General features: G+C 40.4%; 19 protein-coding genes. 12 read left to right on the forward strand and 7 right to left on the reverse strand.

Going from position 1 to position 21,021, the window contains the following annotated elements; all coding sequences use genetic code 11:
• Positions 1–28 precede the first annotated feature (28 nt).
• Positions 29–961 (forward strand): malate dehydrogenase, encoded by a 933-nt coding sequence (gene mdh, locus L641_RS0109240; RefSeq protein ID WP_013465922.1) that lies wholly within the window; start codon positions 29–31, stop codon positions 959–961.
• Positions 962–1,036: 75 nt separating this feature from the next.
• Here the strand turns inward: mdh and ispB are convergent, their stop codons facing one another.
• A complete protein-coding gene (ispB, locus tag L641_RS0109245) occupies positions 1,037–2,008 on the reverse strand; it encodes an octaprenyl diphosphate synthase (RefSeq protein WP_024601744.1) in 972 nt (323 codons plus the stop codon).
• Between the two features lie 423 nt (positions 2,009–2,431).
• Between ispB and rplU the strand changes: the two genes are divergently transcribed.
• The 7 genes from rplU (at position 2,432) to L641_RS0109280 (ending at position 8,015) form a co-directional block, all read left to right on the forward strand.
• Complete coding sequence (gene rplU / locus L641_RS0109250) at positions 2,432–2,743, forward strand: 50S ribosomal protein L21 (protein WP_004587921.1); 312 nt, start codon at positions 2,432–2,434, stop codon at positions 2,741–2,743.
• Positions 2,744–2,759: 16 nt separating this feature from the next.
• Positions 2,760–3,017, forward strand: a complete 258-nt coding sequence (gene rpmA, locus L641_RS0109255; protein ID WP_008114963.1) for a 50S ribosomal protein L27 — start codon at positions 2,760–2,762, stop codon at positions 3,015–3,017.
• Between the two features lie 154 nt (positions 3,018–3,171).
• Positions 3,172–4,323 (forward strand): Obg family GTPase CgtA, encoded by a 1,152-nt coding sequence (gene cgtA / locus L641_RS0109260; protein ID WP_013465920.1) that lies wholly within the window; start codon positions 3,172–3,174, stop codon positions 4,321–4,323.
• 71 nt (positions 4,324–4,394) lie between these two features.
• The gene (folA, locus tag L641_RS0109265; protein ID WP_024601745.1) at positions 4,395–4,886 is read left to right on the forward strand and encodes a type 3 dihydrofolate reductase; all 492 of its coding nucleotides are present in this window, start codon (positions 4,395–4,397) and stop codon (positions 4,884–4,886) included.
• 82 nt (positions 4,887–4,968) lie between these two features.
• The gene (locus tag L641_RS0109270; RefSeq protein ID WP_013465918.1) at positions 4,969–5,343 is read left to right on the forward strand and encodes a DUF3718 domain-containing protein; all 375 of its coding nucleotides are present in this window, start codon (positions 4,969–4,971) and stop codon (positions 5,341–5,343) included.
• A 183-nt stretch (positions 5,344–5,526) separates the two neighbouring features.
• Positions 5,527–7,467, forward strand: coding sequence for a methyl-accepting chemotaxis protein (locus L641_RS0109275; protein ID WP_024601746.1), 1,941 nt, complete (start codon positions 5,527–5,529; stop codon positions 7,465–7,467).
• 74 nt (positions 7,468–7,541) lie between these two features.
• Positions 7,542–8,015 (forward strand): peroxiredoxin, encoded by a 474-nt coding sequence (locus tag L641_RS0109280; protein WP_013465916.1) that lies wholly within the window; start codon positions 7,542–7,544, stop codon positions 8,013–8,015.
• A 73-nt stretch (positions 8,016–8,088) separates the two neighbouring features.
• Here L641_RS0109280 and L641_RS0109285 read toward each other — a convergent pair whose 3' ends face one another.
• Entirely contained in the window at positions 8,089–10,218 is a 2,130-nt protein-coding gene (locus tag L641_RS0109285; RefSeq protein ID WP_024601747.1) for a S8 family peptidase, read from the reverse strand.
• A 448-nt stretch (positions 10,219–10,666) separates the two neighbouring features.
• Between L641_RS0109285 and L641_RS0109290 the strand changes: the two genes are divergently transcribed.
• Positions 10,667–11,851, forward strand: coding sequence for an NAD(P)/FAD-dependent oxidoreductase (locus tag L641_RS0109290; RefSeq protein WP_013465912.1), 1,185 nt, complete (start codon positions 10,667–10,669; stop codon positions 11,849–11,851).
• Between the two features lie 102 nt (positions 11,852–11,953).
• Here L641_RS0109290 and L641_RS0109295 read toward each other — a convergent pair whose 3' ends face one another.
• The 5 genes from L641_RS0109295 to coaBC form a co-directional block, all read right to left on the reverse strand.
• Positions 11,954–12,844, reverse strand: a complete 891-nt coding sequence (locus tag L641_RS0109295; RefSeq protein ID WP_029750364.1) for a Fic family protein — start codon at positions 12,842–12,844, stop codon at positions 11,954–11,956.
• 197 nt (positions 12,845–13,041) lie between these two features.
• Positions 13,042–14,130, reverse strand: coding sequence for a GGDEF domain-containing protein (locus tag L641_RS0109300; protein WP_024601749.1), 1,089 nt, complete (start codon positions 14,128–14,130; stop codon positions 13,042–13,044).
• 284 nt (positions 14,131–14,414) lie between these two features.
• Positions 14,415–17,162 (reverse strand): prolyl oligopeptidase family serine peptidase, encoded by a 2,748-nt coding sequence (locus L641_RS0109305; protein WP_024601750.1) that lies wholly within the window; start codon positions 17,160–17,162, stop codon positions 14,415–14,417.
• A gap of 351 nt (positions 17,163–17,513) precedes the next feature.
• Positions 17,514–18,101 carry a nucleoid occlusion factor SlmA gene (gene slmA, locus L641_RS0109310; protein WP_008113236.1) on the reverse strand — a complete coding sequence of 196 codons (588 nt, stop codon included), beginning with the start codon at positions 18,099–18,101 and terminating at the stop codon, positions 17,514–17,516.
• Positions 18,102–18,324: 223 nt separating this feature from the next.
• Positions 18,325–19,518: a bifunctional phosphopantothenoylcysteine decarboxylase/phosphopantothenate--cysteine ligase CoaBC gene (coaBC, locus tag L641_RS0109315; RefSeq protein WP_024601751.1), complete on the reverse strand. Its 1,194-nt coding sequence runs from the start codon at positions 19,516–19,518 to the stop codon at positions 18,325–18,327.
• 141 nt (positions 19,519–19,659) lie between these two features.
• Between coaBC and radC the strand changes: the two genes are divergently transcribed.
• The 3 genes from radC (at position 19,660) to rpmG (ending at position 21,010) form a co-directional block, all read left to right on the forward strand.
• Entirely contained in the window at positions 19,660–20,334 is a 675-nt protein-coding gene (gene radC, locus L641_RS0109320) for a DNA repair protein RadC (RefSeq protein ID WP_013465906.1), read from the forward strand.
• Positions 20,335–20,606: 272 nt separating this feature from the next.
• Entirely contained in the window at positions 20,607–20,843 is a 237-nt protein-coding gene (gene rpmB, locus L641_RS0109325; RefSeq protein ID WP_008464111.1) for a 50S ribosomal protein L28, read from the forward strand.
• Between the two features lie 11 nt (positions 20,844–20,854).
• Positions 20,855–21,010 carry a 50S ribosomal protein L33 gene (rpmG, locus tag L641_RS0109330; RefSeq protein WP_004587947.1) on the forward strand — a complete coding sequence of 52 codons (156 nt, stop codon included), beginning with the start codon at positions 20,855–20,857 and terminating at the stop codon, positions 21,008–21,010.
• The last annotated feature ends 11 nt before the right edge of the window (positions 21,011–21,021 follow it).

Consider the following 21,021-nt stretch of genomic DNA (forward strand, 5'->3'; position numbering starts at 1 on the left):
TTCCTTCCTCAAATCACGGAGAATTCCAATGAAAGTTGCTGTATTAGGTGCTGCAGGTGGTATCGGTCAAGCGTTGTCTTTATTATTAAAAACAGGCTTACCAGCTGGTTCAGAATTATCACTATATGATGTTGCGCCAGTAGTTCCTGGTGTTGCTGTTGACCTTTCTCATATCCCAACAGATGTAAAAGTTGAAGGTTTTGGTGCAGATGCACTAGATAAAGCATTAACAGGTTGTGATATTGTTTTAATCCCAGCGGGTATGCCACGTAAGCCAGGTATGGATCGTGCAGATTTATTTAATGTTAACGCTGGTATCATTAAAACATTAGCAGAAGGTATTGTTGCTAACTGCCCTAAAGCGCTTGTAGGTATTATCACTAATCCAGTTAATGGAACTGTACCTATTGTTGCTGAAGTATTCAAAAAAGCAGGTACTTACGATGCTAAGCGTGTATTTGGTATTACAACTTTAGATGTGATCCGTTCTGAAGCGTTTATTGCTGAACTTAAAGGCGTAGACGTAGCAAGTGTTAAAGTACCAGTGATTGGTGGCCACTCAGGCACAACCATTCTACCGTTACTTTCTCAAGTTGAAGGTGTTACTTTCACTGATGAAGAAGTAGCTACACTAACTCCTCGTATCCAAAACGCAGGTACTGAAGTAGTTAATGCTAAAGCGGGCGGTGGTTCTGCAACATTATCTATGGGTGCTGCTGCAGCACGTTTTTGTATGTCTTTAGTTAAAGGCTTACAAGGTGAAGACGTTGTAGATTATGCATACGTTGCTGTTGAAAATGGCGATGCAGAGTACTTTGCACACCCAGTACGTTTAGGCAAAAATGGCGTAGAAGAAATTCTTTCTTACGGCACTCTAAGCGCATTTGAAGAGCAAGCTAAAAATGACATGCTTGAAACGCTGAAAAAAGATATCAAAGAAGGTGTTGATTTTATGGCGTAATAGCCAAAATTAACCCATAAAAAAGCCTGCATTTGCAGGCTTTTTTATTGCTCGGAATTATCTACACAGTATTACTTAGTGGTCGCGGTCAACCGATATTCTAGCTAAGCTAATTAGTGCTTGCTTGTAACTCGACTCCGCTAAGCAATCTAAACAGGCAATTGCTTTTTCTGCTTCTTGCTCGGCTTTTTCCATTGTGAACTCAAGGGCATTGGTATGTTTGAGCGCAGCCAGTATCTCGTCAAGGTGCTCCATACCATTACAGTGCTCAATAGCGTCTCTTATTAACTGTGTTTGATGCTCACTACCGTGTTGCATTGCATATATAAGAGGTAACGTCGGCTTACCTTCAGCTAAATCGTCGCCAATGTTTTTACCAAGTTGGTCGGCATCAGCGTTGTAATCTAAAACATCATCCACTAACTGAAAAGCAGTACCTAAATGCATGCCATACAAATTAAGTGCCTCTAGTACACTATCGTCTTGCTCAGTAATAATGGCCGCAAGACCCGTCGCTGCTTCAAATAGCTTGGCGGTTTTAGAATAAATAACCTGCATATAGCTGGCTTCAGTGGTATCAGGGTCGTTGCAGTTCATTAATTGCAGCACTTCACCTTCGGCAATAATGTTGGTTGCATCAGCCAGTACTTGCATTATTTGCATTTTACCAAGACCCACCATTAGCTGAAACGAGCGGGTGTAAATAAAATCACCCACCAGTACGCTAGCAGCATTACCAAACTCAGCATTTGCTGTAGGTGTGCCACGGCGCAAATTAGATTCATCTACAACATCATCATGTAAAAGCGTTGCGGTATGAATAAATTCAATGATAGTTGCTAGCGTAATGTGATCTTTGCCTTGGTAACCTAGCGCTTTAGCCGCCAAAATAGCCAACATAGGGCGAACACGTTTGCCACCGCTGTTAACAATATACAAACCAAGTTGATTAACTAACGCCACATCTGAGCGCATTTGCGCATGTATTAGTTGATTGACGTCATTCATATCGCTTTCGATTAACGCCTGGATAGCTTTTATATCCATTGATCTCCGAGCCAATTTTAATGTGTGAACGGCGCAGATTGTACAACAAAAAATGCATTAGCTCGATATTTTGTGATGATTCCTTAAAAAAACACCCTTAAGTAGGTTAAATGACCTATTAACCTTGTGAATAATTGATTAAACATCCTGGTTTAATTTTGAATCACCCCTGGCGGTTAATTGAACTACATAGGCTCGCTTTGTTATTGCTAATTTATTTTCTGTAACCGTTAAAAAGCGCTTGGCAAAGGGGGATTTTAATATAAAATAGGGGAAATATTGAATTGCTCTCAATGCAGCTACTTTTTATTCATTTAATTACAAAAAGAGGCTTGCTAGTTTTTACGCATTAGCGTAAACTTCGCGCCCTATTGAAGAATATTTTAGTTGCGTCGATTTGAGGGCGCACAGACGGAGTTAATTATGTACGCGGTTTTCCAAAGTGGTGGTAAACAGCACCGTGTGACTGAAGGTCAAACAATTCGTCTTGAGAAATTAGACGTTGAAACTGGTGCAGCAGTTGAATTTGATTCAGTACTTTTAGTTGCTGATGGTGAGAAGATCGAGATTGGTGTACCGTTCGTAAACGGTGGTAAAGTAACAGCTGAGGTTGTTTCACACGGTCGCGGTGAGAAGATTAAGGTTGTTAAATTTAGACGCCGTAAGCATTCTCGTAAGCAAATGGGCCATCGTCAATGGTTCACAGAAGTTAAAATCACTGGCATTAGCGCTTAATTAGAGGTACTTAGAAATGGCACATAAAAAAGCAGCTGGTAGTACTCGTAACGGTCGCGATTCAGAAAGCAAACGCCTAGGTGTTAAGCGTTTTGGTGGCGAATCAGTTCTAGCGGGTAGCATCATTGTTCGTCAGCGTGGAACTCGTTTCCACCCAGGCGCAAACGTAGGTATCGGTAAAGACCACACTATCTTCGCAAAAGCAGATGGTAAAGTTCAGTTTGAACAAAAAGGTCCTTTAAACCGTAAATACGTAACTATCGTAGCTGAGTAATCAGTAAGGTAGTTAAAAAACCCCGCCTTTGCGGGGTTTTTTGTTTTAAGCATGTTTAAATATATACCCAAGTGTTTTTATGCTCAGTGTGCTCTATAGGCCACTTAGGTATATAATAGAGTTATTAACAAGCCAATCCCTAAAGTGAGTAATCATGAAGTTTGTAGATGAAGTAGAAATTCGCGCAGAAGCTGGTGACGGTGGCAGCGGCATCGTGTCTTTTCGTCGTGAGAAATATGTTCCAGATGGTGGACCTGATGGCGGTGACGGTGGAGACGGTGGTAGTGTTTATCTACAAGCTGATGAAAACTTAAATACCCTTATTGACTATCAATTTGAGCGTTTTCACAGAGCAGAACGCGGTACAAACGGTCAAAGCCGTAATTGTACGGGTAAGAAAGGTGAAGACCTGATCGTTAAAGTGCCTGTTGGTACACGTATTATTGATGTTGATACACAAGAATCATTAGGGGATTTAACCCAAGATGGTCAACGAATTGTGGTTGCAAAAGGCGGTTTCCATGGCTTGGGGAATGCGCGTTTTAAATCAAGTACTAATCGTGCTCCACGTCAAAAAACACTTGGCACACCGGGTGAAGTACGTAACCTTAAGTTAGAGCTAATGCTACTGGCTGATGTCGGCTTACTAGGCTTACCAAATGCAGGTAAATCAACCTTTATCCGCAGTGTGTCAGCTGCAAAACCTAAAGTAGCTGATTATCCATTTACTACGCTGATTCCTAACTTAGGGGTTGTTCGTCCGGAAGCAAACAAATCATTTGTCATCGCTGATATTCCAGGTTTGATTGAAGGCGCGTCAGAGGGTGCGGGATTAGGTATTCGCTTCTTAAAGCATTTAGAGCGTTGTCGTGTGCTTTTACATATTATAGATGTAATGCCAGTTGATGGCTCTAATCCTGTTGATAATGCATTTGCAATCATCAACGAGCTACACCAGTACAGCCCTAAGCTTGCTGAAAAGCCACGCTGGTTAGTATTTAATAAAATTGATTTATTGCCTGAAGATGAAGCCAAAGCCTTATGTGAGCAAATTGCAGAAGAGTTGGGTGAGTCTGAAAATATTTACAGTATTGCTGCAATTAATAAATTAAATACGCAGCCATTAATTCACGACATCATGACGCTACTTGATAACATGCCTAAAGAGAAGTTTGTAGAAGTGGCTGACGAAGAGGTTGAATTTAAGTGGGATACCTACCATCAAAAAGCCACTAAAGGCGATGATGATGACTGGGATGATTGGGATGAAGATGATTACGACGTAGAAGTTGTCTACGAGCGTTAATAATTGTTTATATTTAAAAGGAGCTAACGCTCCTTTTTCTTTAATTAATAATAAAGTATTGGGTATTTAGTGTGATAATTTCAATGATTGCAGCAATGGCAAATAACCGTGTCATTGGCTTAGATAATAAAATGCCATGGCATTTACCTGGTGACCTTCAGCACTTTAAAAAAGTAACCTCTGGTAAACCCGTTATTATGGGGCGCAAAACATTTGAATCAATAGGCCGACCGTTACCTGGGCGACGTAATATTATTATTACTCGTAATAAAGACTATCACGCATCAGGAATTGAAACAGTAACCACACCAGAAGCTGCACTTGAGCTTGTTAATGATGTTGCAGAGGTGATGATAATTGGTGGCGGAAACATCTACCAGCAGTTTTTAGCGCAGGCGCAGCGCTTGTATTTAACCTTTATAGACTTAGATGTTGAAGGGGATACACAATTTCCTGATTATAAAAGTGTTGCAAACTGGCAAATTGAAGATGAAATGTTGATGACGCCCGATGATAAGAATAAATATAGTTATAAGTTCGTAACTTTGAATAAAGTTTCTTAACATTATTGCGAAAATCTGAGCGTGTTGGTACAATATTAAACAGTCGAGTACGAAAAAAGTATTAATATAGGGTGTCCAATCAATGATTAAATTACCAAAGCTAGTTGTAATTGCTGCTATTGCAGCGGGTTCGTTCGCTTATACTGCGCCTGTAAGCGCTGATGATCAGTTAGCTGTTTCAGTCTGTGAATACATTGCCGCTGATGATAAAAATCGTCTGCGTAGCAAACTAAAAAGTTCACGTGTGAAAGTACGTAATATCTATGATGCAGTTTTCTGTAATGGTAACAACTTATTGCGTCACGCTGTTGCAAGTAATGCGGTTGATACGGGTGAGTACATTGTTAAAAACTTATCAAAAAGCTCACTTGAAGATGGCGCAGATATCGCTTGGGCTGAGGCAAATCATGCTGGTTCAGCTTTAATCCCTATTATTAAAGACCGCGCAGGCCTTTAATTAAAAGCTTAATTTAAAAAAACCGCGTTTATACGCGGTTTTTTATTAGTTACCTTAAACATCCTTCCATTGAGCCTTTATCTATCTCTCAATACACCTGACTATTACCCTAATTAAGTCTTTTACATAAAAATGTCATAAAAATTCAATACTCTGTATGAATGTCACTTTTGAGATATGTTTATGCGTGTATCATTTTTTACCCGTCTTTTAGCTATTTTATTAACGTTAGCCAGTGTGTTGCTCGCTGCTACCTTGTTATGGGCAAGTCATACATTACTAAAAATTCAAGAACAAGATATTGCTTATAGCCAATTAAAAAATACCATAATGGTCGATCTTGCTGGCCTTTTAGAAGACTACTTGGCACGAGGCAATAGCCAATACCTGACGCAATCTTCAGCTTTAATTGAACAACTTAAAGCGCAGCAGCTAACGGTACTTCCCTCTGAGTTAGAAGTGCGCCTTTCAACACAGCTATTTTCACTAAATAAAGACATTAACGGTAAATACAGAGCACTAGGAAAGCTCTCAGGTAACGAAACTGCGCTTTTAGACAATGCTCTGAGACAAATGGCGGGCTCAGCGTCATCGCTTATAAATTATGTACAAAAAGCATCAACTCAAAGTAGCCATGCTCTAAGCTACAATAAGTTGGCGAGTGATTATTATAGTGAAGTGGTTAATTTATCTTTATCGACCTATCAACTGCTAAATGATTACCAGCCTGAAATTGAAAAAAGCCTGCAACAAAGCGTAAAAAATTTAAACTTACTCGCTGCAAAAATTGCACAGTTGCCTAATTTAGGAGTGATGACTGAGGTTGATGAATTTGCTTTATTTGTAGATGAGGAGCCAGAGGATTTGGCTGCTGATATAAAAGCGGAGTTGGTTAGTTGGCCTAAGCGCTATTTACGTGATTTAAGCAGTACTTTATCGCAAGCAAAGCAGCGTAATTCTGGAACAAATGAATTACGGAAACAAATTAGCTTACTATCAAAAACAGTGATTGAAGCAGAGCAAACATTAAAAGCGCAGCAAGATACCGTGAAACAACAAGTTTTTTGGGTATTTGGAATAGCGATAGGTGGATTAGTAATATTAGCTTTTGGTGTTTATTGGGGGCAACGTAAACAGGTTTTACAGCCTTTGCGACAGCTGCGAGATGGATTTGCATTCCTAATCGAAAGCAATGAGTTAAAAAATATTACAGTGAATAATCCTAAAACAGAGGTTGGTGAAATAGCGCAGTATTTTAACCTGTTAATTGAGCGCCAGCGTCTGGAGGCGCAAGAAAGAGCGAGTATGCTTGGTGTCGTTAGTGACTTCATGGAGCAAATGAGTGAGCATTTAGAAAAAATAGGTACAAAAAGTGCGACTAGCTACGAACAAGTTGTTAAAAATGAAAGTTTACTAGTAAATATTCAACACATAGGTGAGCAGGTTAATCATATTAACGCTCAAGCTGCTGAAAATGCTCAAAGTACTTATGAGGCAATGCAGCAAAGTGTTGGTTTTGCTAAAAATATGCTTAATGCGAGTTCTGATACACAGCAACGTATTGAACAAGGTATGCACAGTGTGCAAGAGTTACTGAGCGGCGTACAAGGAGTGAGTAATATAATAACGGTTATTCGCACCATAGCTGAACAAACCAATTTATTAGCACTGAACGCTGCAATAGAATCAGCAAGAGCCGGTGAGCAAGGCCGAGGTTTTGCGGTGGTTGCTGATGAAGTAAGGCAATTAGCCATGCAAACCCAAGGTTCGTTAAAAGAGATTAACGATCAGCTGGCGTTATTAAGTGAGAACTCTCAAATGGTCTATTCACAAATTAATGCGTTAACTGAGGATGCACAGCTACAAACCGAAAATGCCCAAGAGCTTCAAGCAAACTCTGAAGGGGTCGCAAATAATGCTCAGCAGGCAAACACAGTTGCAGTTGAAGCAATGGAGCTTGCAAAACAGCAAAGCAATTTCCTTAGTGACTTTACCCAATCAATGCATAATATGAAAAGCCAAGTAAATGAGTCGAGTGAGTTGGTGTCTGATATTCGCTCGCAGCTAGAGCTGCAAATGGCAACAATTAGAAAGGGATTGGGTTTAGACAGTGATGCAGTTTAATCTCGGTATTAACTCGAAACCGTAAATATTAACCTGTATGCTAAAAGTCTACGTAATTACCCAAAGGATTTAACATGATTGAACAAGGTCAAACAATACCCGCAGTTAGTCTATCTAAGCTAACCGATGACGGTATGCAAACACTGACAAGCAATGAATTATTTGCAGATAAAAAAGTCGTGTTATTTGCAGTGCCAGGCGCTTTTACACCAACGTGTTCGAATGCTCATTTACCTGGATATATCGCGCTAGCCGATAAAATTAAGGCTAAAGGTATTAACGCTATCTATTGTGTATCGGTAAACGATGCATTTGTGATGAAAGCGTGGGGTGAGTCACAAAATGCAGAGCATATAGATATGCTTGCAGACGGTGATGCTAGCTTTACCCGTGCTTTAGGGCTTGAAAAAGATACCGCAGGCTTTGGTGGAATACGCTCAAAACGATACGCGATGGTTGTTGATAATGGTGTTGTTACTGGTCTATTTGTAGAACAAGACAAAGAGTTTGTAATAAGCAGTGCTGAAGCTGTTTTAGCAACGCTTTAAAACTGACGACTTTAATCAGAGAATAAAAAGCCGATACAGTGTATCGGCTTTTTTTATCTAAAGAGAGGATGTTTTATGGCTGGTATTGGCCGCTTAGCGTTAAACCAGAAAATGTTTGATACGCATTAACACTTAAGTGCCATGTTCCCGCTTGAGGATTACTAAAAGTACAAGTTTCGGCGTTACCATTTTTATATGGACGACAATCATAGCTTGAGCTTGTTGGCTGGCTACCAAATTTTACAAATAAGTCTGCATCACCGGTGCCGCCTGACGTTGTAACAGTAAAGCTTGCCATACCCGCCGGTACATCTAGCGTGTAATGTTTCCACTGACCTGCATTTGCTGTGATATCAGACACTGTGCCACCACCTGCTTGAGGTGTACCTGAACCACCACCTGTTGAACCACCCGTAATGTTACCGACTAAACTCACGCCACTGTAGGCTGAATAACCACGCAGCATTACATGGTAAGTGCCGGCTGTTGGACTATCAATAGAACATTCTTCACTGTTTCCACCTTTATATGGACGACAATCATAAGTGGTTGAGGTTGGTTTACTACCTGCACGTACATACAAGTCAGCATCCCCTGTGCCACCACTCATAGTGAAAGTAACATTGGTTGCACCACTTGGTACTGTCATAGTGTAAAAGTCTTGTGCACTTGCCGCACCGCTTAAACCGGTTTTGACTTCTCCATCAACAAGTTCGTTATCACCCGTTGTTGGCGGTGTACCACCAGATGCTGCAGCAACCGCAGCGGCCGCATCAACAATACCTGTACCACAGCTGGTACACGTGGCAGAGAATGGACGAGTGGTTGTTTTTAAAATACTTTCTATTTCATCAGGAGTCGCGTTTGGTTTTGCTTGTTTGATCAGTGCAGCAACACCCGCAACATGAGGAGCCGCCATTGAGGTGCCTTGCGAAAAGCCATAACTGTCGCTTGATGGTGTTGTTGAACCTGAATTGTAAGTTGATAAAACACCTTCAGAATCATTGGCAAAGCTTTGCGCGCCACCCGGTGCTGCCACATCAATATTACTTCCGTAATTTGAGTAATAAGCGCGACCACCATTACGGCCAACCGATGCAACATTAACAACACCATTACAGTTACCTGGGTTGTAGTTTGCAGAATTATCGTTATCGTTACCTGCAGCAATAACAACAACTGTGCCGTTGTTACGAGCGGTATTAATGGCATTTTGCGTGGTTGAACTACATGCACCCGCACCACCTAAACTCATGTTAATTACATCGGCTGGATTAGCATTTGCTGATGTACCCGATACATTACCACCTGAGGCCCAAATGATACCGTCAGCAATATCGGAGGTTAAACCACCACATTTACCCAATACACGCACAGGTACTACTTTGGCGTCATAAGCAACACCAGCAACGCCTTCACCGTTATTCGTTACTGCAGCGACAGTGCCTGCAACGTGAGTACCATGCCAACTAGAGCCTTGTGCACCGTTATTACCACATTCACCAGCTGCAACCGCATCCCCTGGATCGCGAGCATCGTTGTCACGGCCATTGCCATCATTGGCGACTGATAGATTAGAGATCATATCGTAGCCTGGTAAAATATTAGCGTTTAAATCAGCGTGAGGGCGGTAGCCCGTATCAAGCACAGCGACAACCACACCACTGCCTGTTGCCGTATCCCAAGCTGTTGGTAAGTTAAGTCCACCGGCTTGCTCATAGTAATGCCATTGATCATCAAAACGCGGGTCATTTGGTGTCGCAAATGGTTTTAGCATTTGATCGACTTCAATATATTCAACATTACCCGAATTAACCATTTCCTGCATGAACTGCTGGGCCTCTTCAGCGTTTAGTTTTTTATCGGCACGCATTACGTGATGGTTATTGAGTGCCATTGCGCGAACATACTTGGCTTTAACTTTGCCTTTTTTTGAGGTGAAGTTTTTTACAAAGCTTTGCGCTTTTTTATTCATCATTGCTGGTGATGCATCAGCGGTTGAGGTACTCATCATATCGTTGTTATTTTTATATTTAATGATGAATTGAGTCTCAAAGCCACCTTGATTTAGTAACTTGGCTGAGGTTTCTGCCATTGAAGGTGCGATTGCTTGCGCTGGGTTAGCCATGCTTGAGCTGGCAGCAAAGAGTGTACTTATTGTTAGCGCAACAGCGCATTTTTTGAATGAATTATTAGAAGTCATAATTACCCTTAGTTTTATTATTATTTGTGAAAATCCACAAAGCGGGTACAAAGGTAAATGATCTGTTAACTATTTTGAAATATTAAATACGTATGTACCTATTTCATTTAGTTATAACCGCGTATTTAGTGCGCTTTCAGTTGTTTTGTATTTGTTTTATTGATATTAGCGATCCTAATGTATTAGATTTTTTTTGGTGTTTTTTATCATTAATTAACTTTTATTGATAAATTAAAAACAATACAAAAGGGGTGTTGACCTTTGCGGATTAAAATAAGTTCAATCTAGGAAGAGGTTAACCGCGGCGCGCGATTTGTAACCTTGTGGGCTAAGTAAAAATCGAGCAAAGCTTCTTCGTCCTGCTTACGCTTAAGATAAACACGCTCTGGCTATCTGGTTATTATTGAAACTTTGTTATAATTCACAAAAGTTTTTAAGAGATAACTAAATGACTCACGTTGATGTGATAGTGATTGGTGCCGGAGCCGCTGGTTTAATGTGTGCGGCACAAGCAGGGTATCGCGGTCGAAGCGTCACAGTACTTGATATGGGTAAAAAGCCAGGACGTAAAATTTTAATTAGTGGCGGTGGGCGTTGTAATTTTACCAATGAAAATGCAAGCCCTAGCAACTATTTATGCGCAAACCCCCATTTTGTAAAATCGTGCTTAAGTCGTTATACGCAGCACGACTTTGTAGAGCTTGTAGACCGACATGGTTTGGCATATCACCATAAGACACTCGGGCAATTATTTTGTGACAATAGCGCACAAGACATTGTTGATATTTTACTAACCGAGTGTGAGTGGGCGGGCGTTACTATTAAACTGCGCAGCGAAGTGTTAAATGTCGCTAAAACAGCTACCGGCTATAGTGTGACCACTGAACAAGAAACACTTACTTGTGAGTCGCTTGTGGTTGCATCGGGTGGGTTAACCATGCCTAAACTGGGTGCTACGCCAATCGGCTATAAAATTGCAGAGCAATTTGGCTTAAAGATATTGCCGACTATGGCTGCTTTAGTTCCCTTTACCTTACATCAGCACGATAAAGACCGTTTTGAAGGGCTTTCGGGTATTAGTATTCCTTGTGAAGTTGCAAGCGAAGATGGCACCGTATTTAAAGAGAATATTTTATTTACTCATCGTGGGCTATCTGGGCCTGCTATATTGCAAATAAGCTCATTTTGGCGAGCAGGTCAGGCGGTAACGATCAATTTACTGCCTGAAATAGATTTAAAGCAACAGCTAGCTGATTGGCGAGAAACACAAGCGCAAAAATCGTTGAAAAATAGCCTTGCGACTATCCTACCTAAGCGCTTTGTAGAAATACTCCACGACAGTAACGCCATTCCCGATTGTAATATTAATCAACTGACGCATGGCCAAATAGACGCGCTTGCTGATTATATTCATGCGTGGCAAATTAAACCAAATGGTACCGAGGGTTACAGAACCGCAGAGGTTACTTTAGGCGGCGTAGATACCGACGAGTTGAGCTCAAAGACATTTGAGGCTAAAAAAGCCAAAGGCTTATACTTTATTGGCGAAGTAACCGATGTAACGGGTTGGCTAGGAGGCTATAATTTCCAATATGCGTGGAGCTGTGGATTTGCCGCCGGGCAGTACGCGTAGTCGTTTTTAATCAATTATAAAATTTCGCTGCAAACAGCGTATTAACACGCCACTTCATCTTTGAGGTGGCGTTTATTCCTACTCTGTTTATAACTTAAGTTTTTAACTCGTCTGGGTAAGTTTATACTGCTGCATTTTGCTATTTGGTTTTTCGGGAATAGTCATTTCTATAATTCCAGCCTCAATGGCTGGCTTTAAGTAACGCTCTCTAAAATGTTTACGGTCTTTTAATCCAAGTAAATTTTGTAGCTCTTGTCGGTTTAGTGGCTTTTCGCTTTGGATAAATATATTTATTAAAGCGATGACTTGGGGGGCTTGTAAGTCTACATTTATAGCCTCTTTAACTTGAGGGGTTTGTTGGGGGTTTTTGGTTTTTGTTATTGATTTTAAATCACTTTCTAATGACTTTAGTGCCGCTAATAATGCTTCCAATATATACTCAATAAACACGGATGAGTCACCGGACTTGGTACTAAGATTAATGCTTTCAAAATAATGTCGGCGAGTTATCGCTATAACATTGTTAATATTTATTAGTGAAAATAGCGAATGCCACTGCGATAATTGCAGGGTTTGCCACGTACACGCTATTTCAGTATTACCCTGTGCAAAAGGTTGAATAAACTGTAATTCATAATGGCATACTGCACTACTGATTAAAGGATGATGCGCGGTTGTTTTAAACCAAGCAAATAACTCCTCTACCATTTGTGGTACTCGCATTGCTTGTGGTGCCATTTGCAAACCACTTTTTAACGCTAAACTTTGCTGCCTATAACTGCCCGATTTTTCACTCAGATCTTTGATTAAGCTTCGATGCAAGGCTAATAAGCTATCAGGGGTTGATAGGCCAGATGATATTGATTGAATATCAAGGTTATTGATTTGCAGGGAGGCGGTTTTTTGTTGCTTATAGTGCTCAAGCATTGCTGGCGAATATAAGGCACTGATTTTACCTAAAACTTCACTAATATTTACCATACTGTGAGTCATGCTAGCTGAAATAGAGAAGGGGGGAGTGGCGTTGCTCATTTTGGTATAGGGGTTATTCAAATCAGGGGGTTAAGAATACGCGAACTGAGTTTAAAAGTCAGTTTTAATGGGTTTTTAGTCTGGTTTTTTTGTGCTGTTATTGGTTCTTTATAATTAGTTTGGTGTGTGTCGATACATTAATTGGCTATCTTACTTAGTTATAAGAGGCTAGCTGAAGCGACTATCGTTAGTTTATTGTCGCTAAAATAAACTGAATTACGACCATTATTTTTAGCTTCGTATAGTGCGCTATCGGCACGTTCTAACACGCTAATAACTGAATCATCAGAACTGATGGTAGCTACCCCTATGCTTATGGTTAGCTGAATGTTGGCAACAGGGTGTGTCGAAATATAGTCTTTTAACGCGTTTGCTTGTGCTAATGCATTGGTCAGTGAGGTATTTGGCAAAATAATAGTAAACTCTTCTCCCCCCCAACGCGCAATTAATGAATGGTTGGGCATGCTACTTTTAATTAGTTTAGCAAACTCAGCTAACACTTTATCACCGACTAAATGACCATAGGCGTCGTTTATTTTCTTAAAGTGATCAATGTCACAAATGAATAAGCAGTTTGTGGTTTTTGTTTCTTTGCTGCTGGTAATGACTTGCGACAATGCATAGTCAAATTTTTGCCTATTATAAAGCCCTGTGAGTTTATCTGTTTCAGCGAGATGTTGAATCTCTATATTACGGGTTGTTAAATGCGCATATGCAGAAAAACGTGTTTTTTCATAAAATCTGAAAATTAAGATATGGGCAATGCTGACCTCAATGATATTAAATAAAGAGCCCAGCCCGATAGTGACGGTTAGCTGTTGTTGCTTATAAGTTAGGTAAGCACAAATACAAAAAGCAATGGCGCTAAAAATGCTTCCCCAATTTCTACCCACTAAAAAAAACGCAAAAGGGGGAATAAGTGTTGCCCAAAATAAAGAGTGAGCAAGGCCACCGACAGAGATAACAAATGTCATTATTAAACTAACAACCATAAATGTAACCGCCCATGCCGCAGCACTTACATTTGCAGTTTTACTAAACCAGCCATAAATAGCTAATGATATAACTAAGCCTAATGCATCAATGGCGGCAATATCGTAACTGTGAAAGTAGAACAGGTTGAGTAGGGTTAAAACTAAAAAGTAGCAGGTTGCCGTTAATAATGAATGAGCAATTAAGCGTGTGCGCCAAAAGTCTTTATGATCTTTTGGATACTGTGGTAGTCCTTTGTACCAAAAATCTAGCATGCTTTATTTCTCTTAGACTGTGTCTTTTTTATTCACTGATTATTACTCATAACCCGCTCATATAAAAGTACCGAGTAAATAACTACAAAAAGAAAGGGTTATCTAACTTGCGCTATTTTTGTATGCAAAATACAGTTCAGCATTGCAGTGATAGCGAGTAGATTTTCAGCTAGAGATATGACGGGCACATTATTACTTTGGACACTCTCTTTAAAGTGATGATGATTATATAGTTAAAAACCCCGATATCACGCAGTGCAATCGGGGTTTTTAACTTCTAGTGGTTACTCTTCGATAAACGCTTCACCTTCTTTCATCCACTTAGCGGCCGGTTTGCCTTTAAGATAATGATCAAAGTACTGCATCATACGCACTGAAAAATCGACCTGATTAGGAAATTTTTTCAAGTGGTGTGGTTCACCTTCGTATTGTAAAAAGGTTGCATCTTTACCTGCGCGGCGAAGCGCTAAGTAATATTGCACGCCTTCATGCCATGGCACCGCATCATCTTTGTCGCCAAACATAATTAAGATAGGCGTGTTTACTTTATCGGCAAAAAATACCGGTGAGTTTTCAATATAAAGCTCAGGTGCTTCAAATAAATTTTTACCAATACGGCTTTGCCCTGTTTCGTATTGAAATTGGCGTGCAAGTCCAGATTTTAAGCGAATGCCACTGTAAGCACTGGTCATGTTAGACACTGGCGCGCCCGATACCACTGCTTTAAACATATCAGTTTGGGTGATCATAAATGCACTTTGATAACCCGCCCAAGAGTGGCCTTGTAAACCTATTTTATCTGGGTCGGCAATGCCTAAATCAATCAGCTTTTGGGTGGCGTTGATCATGGTTTGCGTTGAGGATTTACCAGGGTGTCCTATTTCAAAGCGAATATCAGGTAAAAAGATGGCGTAGCCATTTGATGTAAACATCGGAAAGTTAGGGCGATGATTTAATTCCATTTTTGGAAAGTCATACATGCGCTGGCTCATATAGCGGTAAAAGTACACCACAACCGGTACTTTATCGCCTTTTTTATAGCCGGCAGGTTTGATTAATACCCCTTGTAAATCTTCTCCATCAAAGCCTTTATAGCTAATAAGTTCAGGTGCTTGTCCCCAAGCAAAGTTGCTTATCTGAGGGTTAAGGTTAGTTACGCGTTGTGGTTGTTTAAAGTTAGAGTCTGTTTGATAAATGTCTGGAAATTGCTGATAGGTTTGCTCAGTAAATAAGTATTTATCGGCATTTTTGGCTTTTTTAATTACATCAAAACGCTTATTACCTGTGAGTACTTTAGTAACGTTAAGCGTTGTTAAATTAAGTTTAGCCACCTCACTTTGCTTACTTTGTAAGTTAATTGCAGAGAGCAAAAGAGTATCATTGCTGTTAAAGCCCACTTGGTTTTTATCAAGCTTGATTACTCTGTACTGAGTATTACTTTGTTTACCATTAGTTAAGCGTTTGGCTTGCTTGGTATTTACATTAAACGACCAAATATCATATTTACTATAAACCAGTATTTCGCTGCTATCGTTAAGCCAGCCTGCAAAACCATAACCAGGCTGCTTGGATGGATAGTCGTGTTTGTCATCTGCAAACGTGGCGTTAATCGCCTTGCTGAGTACGCTCACTTTGTTATTACCTAAGTTTTTAAGCTGTACTTGGTTATTATCAAAGTAAGCAGCAAACTGCCCATTAGGCGCAAGGCTCGGCCTAAATGGATAATCGTTAATGATAGGAGTTTGTTTACCCGTGTTTATATCAACAGCAAAGTAGTCAGCAAAAAAACCGCCGTACATTACTTTTTCAAGATGCGCTAAATTTGAGTAGCCTAACAATGACGTGGCACGCTCAGTATTAAGCGCCAGCTCAGGCATATTTGGGGTGCTTAACTGAACGACTTGCTGTGAGTTTACATGGTATACCGCAGTGTAATGACGATTTTTATTATTTTCATTCCATTGCTGTTCTTCGCGCGGTTTTATTTGTGCATCATTGTTGTGCCATACATTTAGCCCTTTATGGTCGCGAATTACCTCAAAGTCATACAGTGATGACTCATCTGTGTATTCTTTTTGTTTAACTTTTGCAGCGAGTTTTGGGCGGTTTTCAAAGTATAAACGTGTACCATCTTCGGCCCAAGTTAATGTCGCGGTTTTGCCCATTAACCATTCTGGGTTAGGTGATTGCACAGTTATAAGCGTCTCGTTTTGCCACAGCGTTAATTCGTACTGACGACGACGCTTATCATCGTTTACATAGTTGCCTAAGGTAAACGCAACGGTTTTTTCGATTGGGTGCCACGCTATTTTGCTAGCAACCACACCAGGTTCATCAATTAATACGGTGCTGGTAAAATTATCGAGTGAAAATAAGGTAATTTGATTATTGCCGCCATCAACATAGCTTTGACTCACCAATAGTTGATCGCTGGTGGCACTAATGCCATAGGTAAAGGCACTTTCAAGAGTATGAGTGCGTTTGTCACTTAAGTTGATGATAACCAGCGGATAGCTTTTATCTTTTTTGTCGGCAGTGATAGCGCTGTCGCTGTCGAGCTTTTTATCGTCTTCTTCAGCGTTTTCATTTTTGCGATAGGCCAGCCACTGGCCGTTATTAGCTAGCACGTAATCTTTTACATTATTAAAGCTTTGCTGCTCACCGGTTTGGGTATTCACTAATACTAAGTTATTTTTTAAGTCACTTTTTTTCTTAGTGGTTTCTTTTTCAAGCAGAGTAGGCACCTGCGTAAATGCGACCCAGTTTGCCATTTTGCTAATGGTAGGACGGGTTCCTCGTTCCACTTCAGCAATAAGCTTATTGCTATTGAGTGAGTAGACTTTCCCTGTAGCATTCCCGCGATAAGGGGTTGCACTTAAAGAAAGGATTTGACCATTTTCAGAAAGCTGCGTGCCTTTTGCAGATTTAAAATCAAATACATCTTTAAATTCTAGTGGCTTATTAGCTAAAGCACTGGCGCTCGTTAAGCTGGTAATAAGTGCACAGCCTACAAGAGTGAGTTGTGTTTTCATTATAGATTCTCGTTTTTTAACATTATTTTATTGTAACGAGTTTTAATAACAATTCGAGTAGATACGATAAGTGGTAGCAGGGCAGAGATGAGAGGTTAAAAATATAAGGTAAAAGGTAAAAGGTAAAAGGTAAAACTTTCGGGCTACGGGATGCGAGGTGCTAAGTATCCGTAAAAAGTTAGGGAAGCGGAAGTTTAATTGTGGTTTTCAATTTTTTTACTTTCAGCTCTGTGTTCAAATTTATTTTTAAGTCTAATTTATAAAAAGAACACAGAGTTTATGTGGAATAGATTATAAGAAATGGCTAAATAGTTTAATTTAATAACCTTGCTAGCAAAATTAACTAAAACCTTATAACCAAATTTTTTGAAGCTCTGGCCATTGTTTTTCAAATTGCTCGCTAGGTCGTGCACTAAAATTACTGCGCACAAACTGATTCATTTTACCTTCAACGTAGGCAAGCAAAAAGTTAGCTAGGGTTAACTCATCGCTTTGGAAGTTTTTACCTTCACGTAGCTTACGCTCTCTAAGAATTTGTTTAAATTGGGTTTCCAGCTTTTCAAATAAGCCTTGTACACGCTCACGAAGTCGCTCTTGTTCACCCTGTAGAGCATCGCCTGTTAATATACGGGTTATGCCTGGGTTTTTTTCGGCAAACGTTAGCAGCAGTAATAGGGTGTTGTATACACGTGCTTTACTTTCTTTCTCGTTATCTAAAATAAGATTAATACGTGATAGCAGCGTGTCTTCAATAAATTCAATTAACCCTTCAAACATGCGCGCTTTACTAGGAAAGTGGCGATAAAGAGCGGCTTCAGATACGCCAACTTCTGCGGCAAGTTTGGCTGTTGTAATACGCTGGCCTGGGCTGGTTTCTAACATTTGTGCGAGTGCTTGCAGTATTTGCTCTTTGCGATTACTTTTTTTTGTCGCAGGCATGAACATTCCTTTTTAATAGTTATTTTTTTCAACATAAATGTGCGATAACACAGCTTTGTGCCAAGTGTTACAGCGCGCAATACTCAATGGGGTGTTTTTGCACGTATTACAGCGATACATTAGTAATGCGCAAGCGTTAAGCTATTTTAGCGCAGTAAAATTACACTAAAAGGTCACAAGGCGTCATCATGTTAATGTTTTATTCAGTTTGTTTCCAGCCTTTTTATAATCGTTTGGCGAGCTGCTCGATCACTTTAACCGCTATTTCTATTTTACTGCTTTCAGGTAAATCGAGTTGTTCATTTTGCCAGTAAAGAGTGAGTGCGTTACGCTCTGAATTGAAGCCCAAGTCACTTTGCGATACATCGTTGGCACAAATCATATCGAGGTTTTTATTGGTTAGTTTCCCCTTTGCGTAATTAGCAACGTTCTGCGTTTCTGCGGCGAAGCCGACGGTGTAAGGGCGTTTTTGTGTGAGGTTTGCAACCGCGGCTATTACATCTGGGTTTTTAACTAAGCTAAGAGTGAGTTCATCGCCTTGTTTTTTCATTTTTTGCGTGGCGATACTTGCTGCACGATAATCGGCCACAGCGGCACAACCAATAAAGGCATCTGAGTGAGGCGCATATTTGAGTGACTCATGCAGTAACTGTTCAGCACTTTCTATATTAATTAAATTAACACCTTGCGGTGCTGTAATAGTTACCGGGCCTGAGATTAAGTTCACGTGTGCGCCAAATGATAACGCAGCTTGCGCCAGTGCATAGCCCATTTTTCCAGAGCTATGATTTGATATAAAACGAACAGGATCGAGAGGTTCACGGGTTGGGCCTGCAGTAATTGTAATTGTTTTACCTGCTAAGAGTTGTGGTTGCGCAGGTTCAGTGCATAAACTCACTAATTCATGCGGTTCAAGCATTCGACCAGCACCGACATCACCACAAGCTTGCTCACCCTTACTTGGCCCCCAAACAGCAACGCCACGAGCCTTTAAAGTGGCTATATTAGTTTGCGTTGCAAGGTGTGCGTACATTTGCTGATTCATAGCTGGTGCGATGGCAACTTTTGCGGGGGTCGCCAGTAATAAAGTCGTGAGCAAGTCGTCAGCAATCCCTGCGGCCATTTTCGCAATAATATTGCTGGTGGCAGGGGCAACTAAAATTAAATCAGCCCATTTTGCAAATTCAATGTGCCCCATAGCGGCTTCGGCTGATGGGTCTAGCAACGAGTCAGACACCATTTCACCACTCACAGCTTGCATGGTTAGCGGGGTGATAAAATGTTTTGCTGATTCGGTCATTACTACTTTAACGTCACAACCATGGTCTTTTAAGCGTCTTACGAGTTCAGCACATTTATACGCTGCAATTCCACCGCTAATACCCAGCACTATTTTTTTATTTGTTAAATTAATCATGGTTGTTCATCAATTTTATAAAATATTGTGGCTAAAATAACAAATCTTGAGCGTGACAGCTAAGATAAAATGCGTTTTATCGCGCTAATTTTTGATTTTGCATTACAGTTATACAGTACAGTAATCTTTCAAGGATGAATCATGCAATTAACGTCACTGCCTAATTCGCTCCGCCCGCGAGAAAAACTGCTAGAAAAGGGCGCAAAGGCACTCTCTGATGCTGAACTATTAGCTATATTTTTGCGCACGGGCCTACCCGGCATGAATGCCATAGAGTTGGCGCAGCATCTGATCAACGAAAATAAAACCCTGCATAATTTGTTTAATGCCAGTATGGATGAATTTTGTGCGCAAAAAGGCTTGGGAATGGCTAAATATGTTCAGCTACAAGCAGTACTTGAACTAAGCCAGCGATATATGCAAGAGGGCTTTGTGCGCGACGCCGTTTTTAACTCCCCACAAGCCGTTTATGACTATTTAACGCTGCAAATGCGTGGATTGCAGCAAGAGGTATTTATGGTGTTGTACCTTGATAGTCAAAATCGTTTATTAAAAGATGAAATATTATTTTACGGCACAATTAATGCGGCCAGTGTATATCCGCGTGAAGTGGTAAAGGCGGCACTGAAAAATAATGCGGCGGCGGTTATTTTTTCACATAATCACCCCAGTGGTATTGCAGAACCGAGTCAGGCCGATAAGCTCATTACCAATAAGTTGTGCCAAGCACTGCAATTAGTCGACATAAATGTGTTGGATCATATTATTATTGGTGGTGAAAGCAGTGTTTCGTTTGCCGAACGGGGACTGATTTGAGTTTATCGCTTCAGATATGTGCTAAAAATGAGCGGTTTAGTGCGTTTTGGCAAATTAGTTTAATTTAAATGCAGTTTTTACTTTCCCTAAGGGCATTCGATCTTTATAATTAGCCGCTATCAAATTTACACATGAGCTGGTTGGATAAGATCAGTATTTGATCTTTGCCTGTAAAAGCTGTATAAAGAGCGCCCTTCGATTTATCTCTAGGGCACAAATACATGGCCTTAGGGAAAATTAAGCTCGAGCGAAGTTATTGGAGATATATAGACATGTCTAAAGTATGTCAAGTTACAGGTAAGCGTCCAGCGGTTGGTAACCACCGTTCACACGCGAGAAACGCGACTAAACGTCGTTTCCTACCTAACCTACAAACACACCGTTTTTGGGTTGAAAGTGAAAAACGTTTTGTAACATTACGCACTACTACTAAAGGTATGCGTATTATCGATAAAAAAGGCATTGACACGGTTCTTACTGAAATCCGTGCTCGTGGCGAAAAAGTTTAAGGAACTGAATTATGCGCGATAAGATCCGTTTAGTTTCAACTGCTGGTACTGGTTTTTTCTACACTACCGACAAGAACAAGCGTAACATGCCTGAAAAAATGGAAATCAAAAAATTCGATCCTAAGGCTCGTAAACATGTGATTTTCAAAGAAGCTAAAATCAAGTAATTTAGTTTTCT

This window comes from Pseudoalteromonas sp. TB41 (assembly GCF_000497975.1).
Classification (GTDB): domain Bacteria; phylum Pseudomonadota; class Gammaproteobacteria; order Enterobacterales; family Alteromonadaceae; genus Pseudoalteromonas; species Pseudoalteromonas tetraodonis.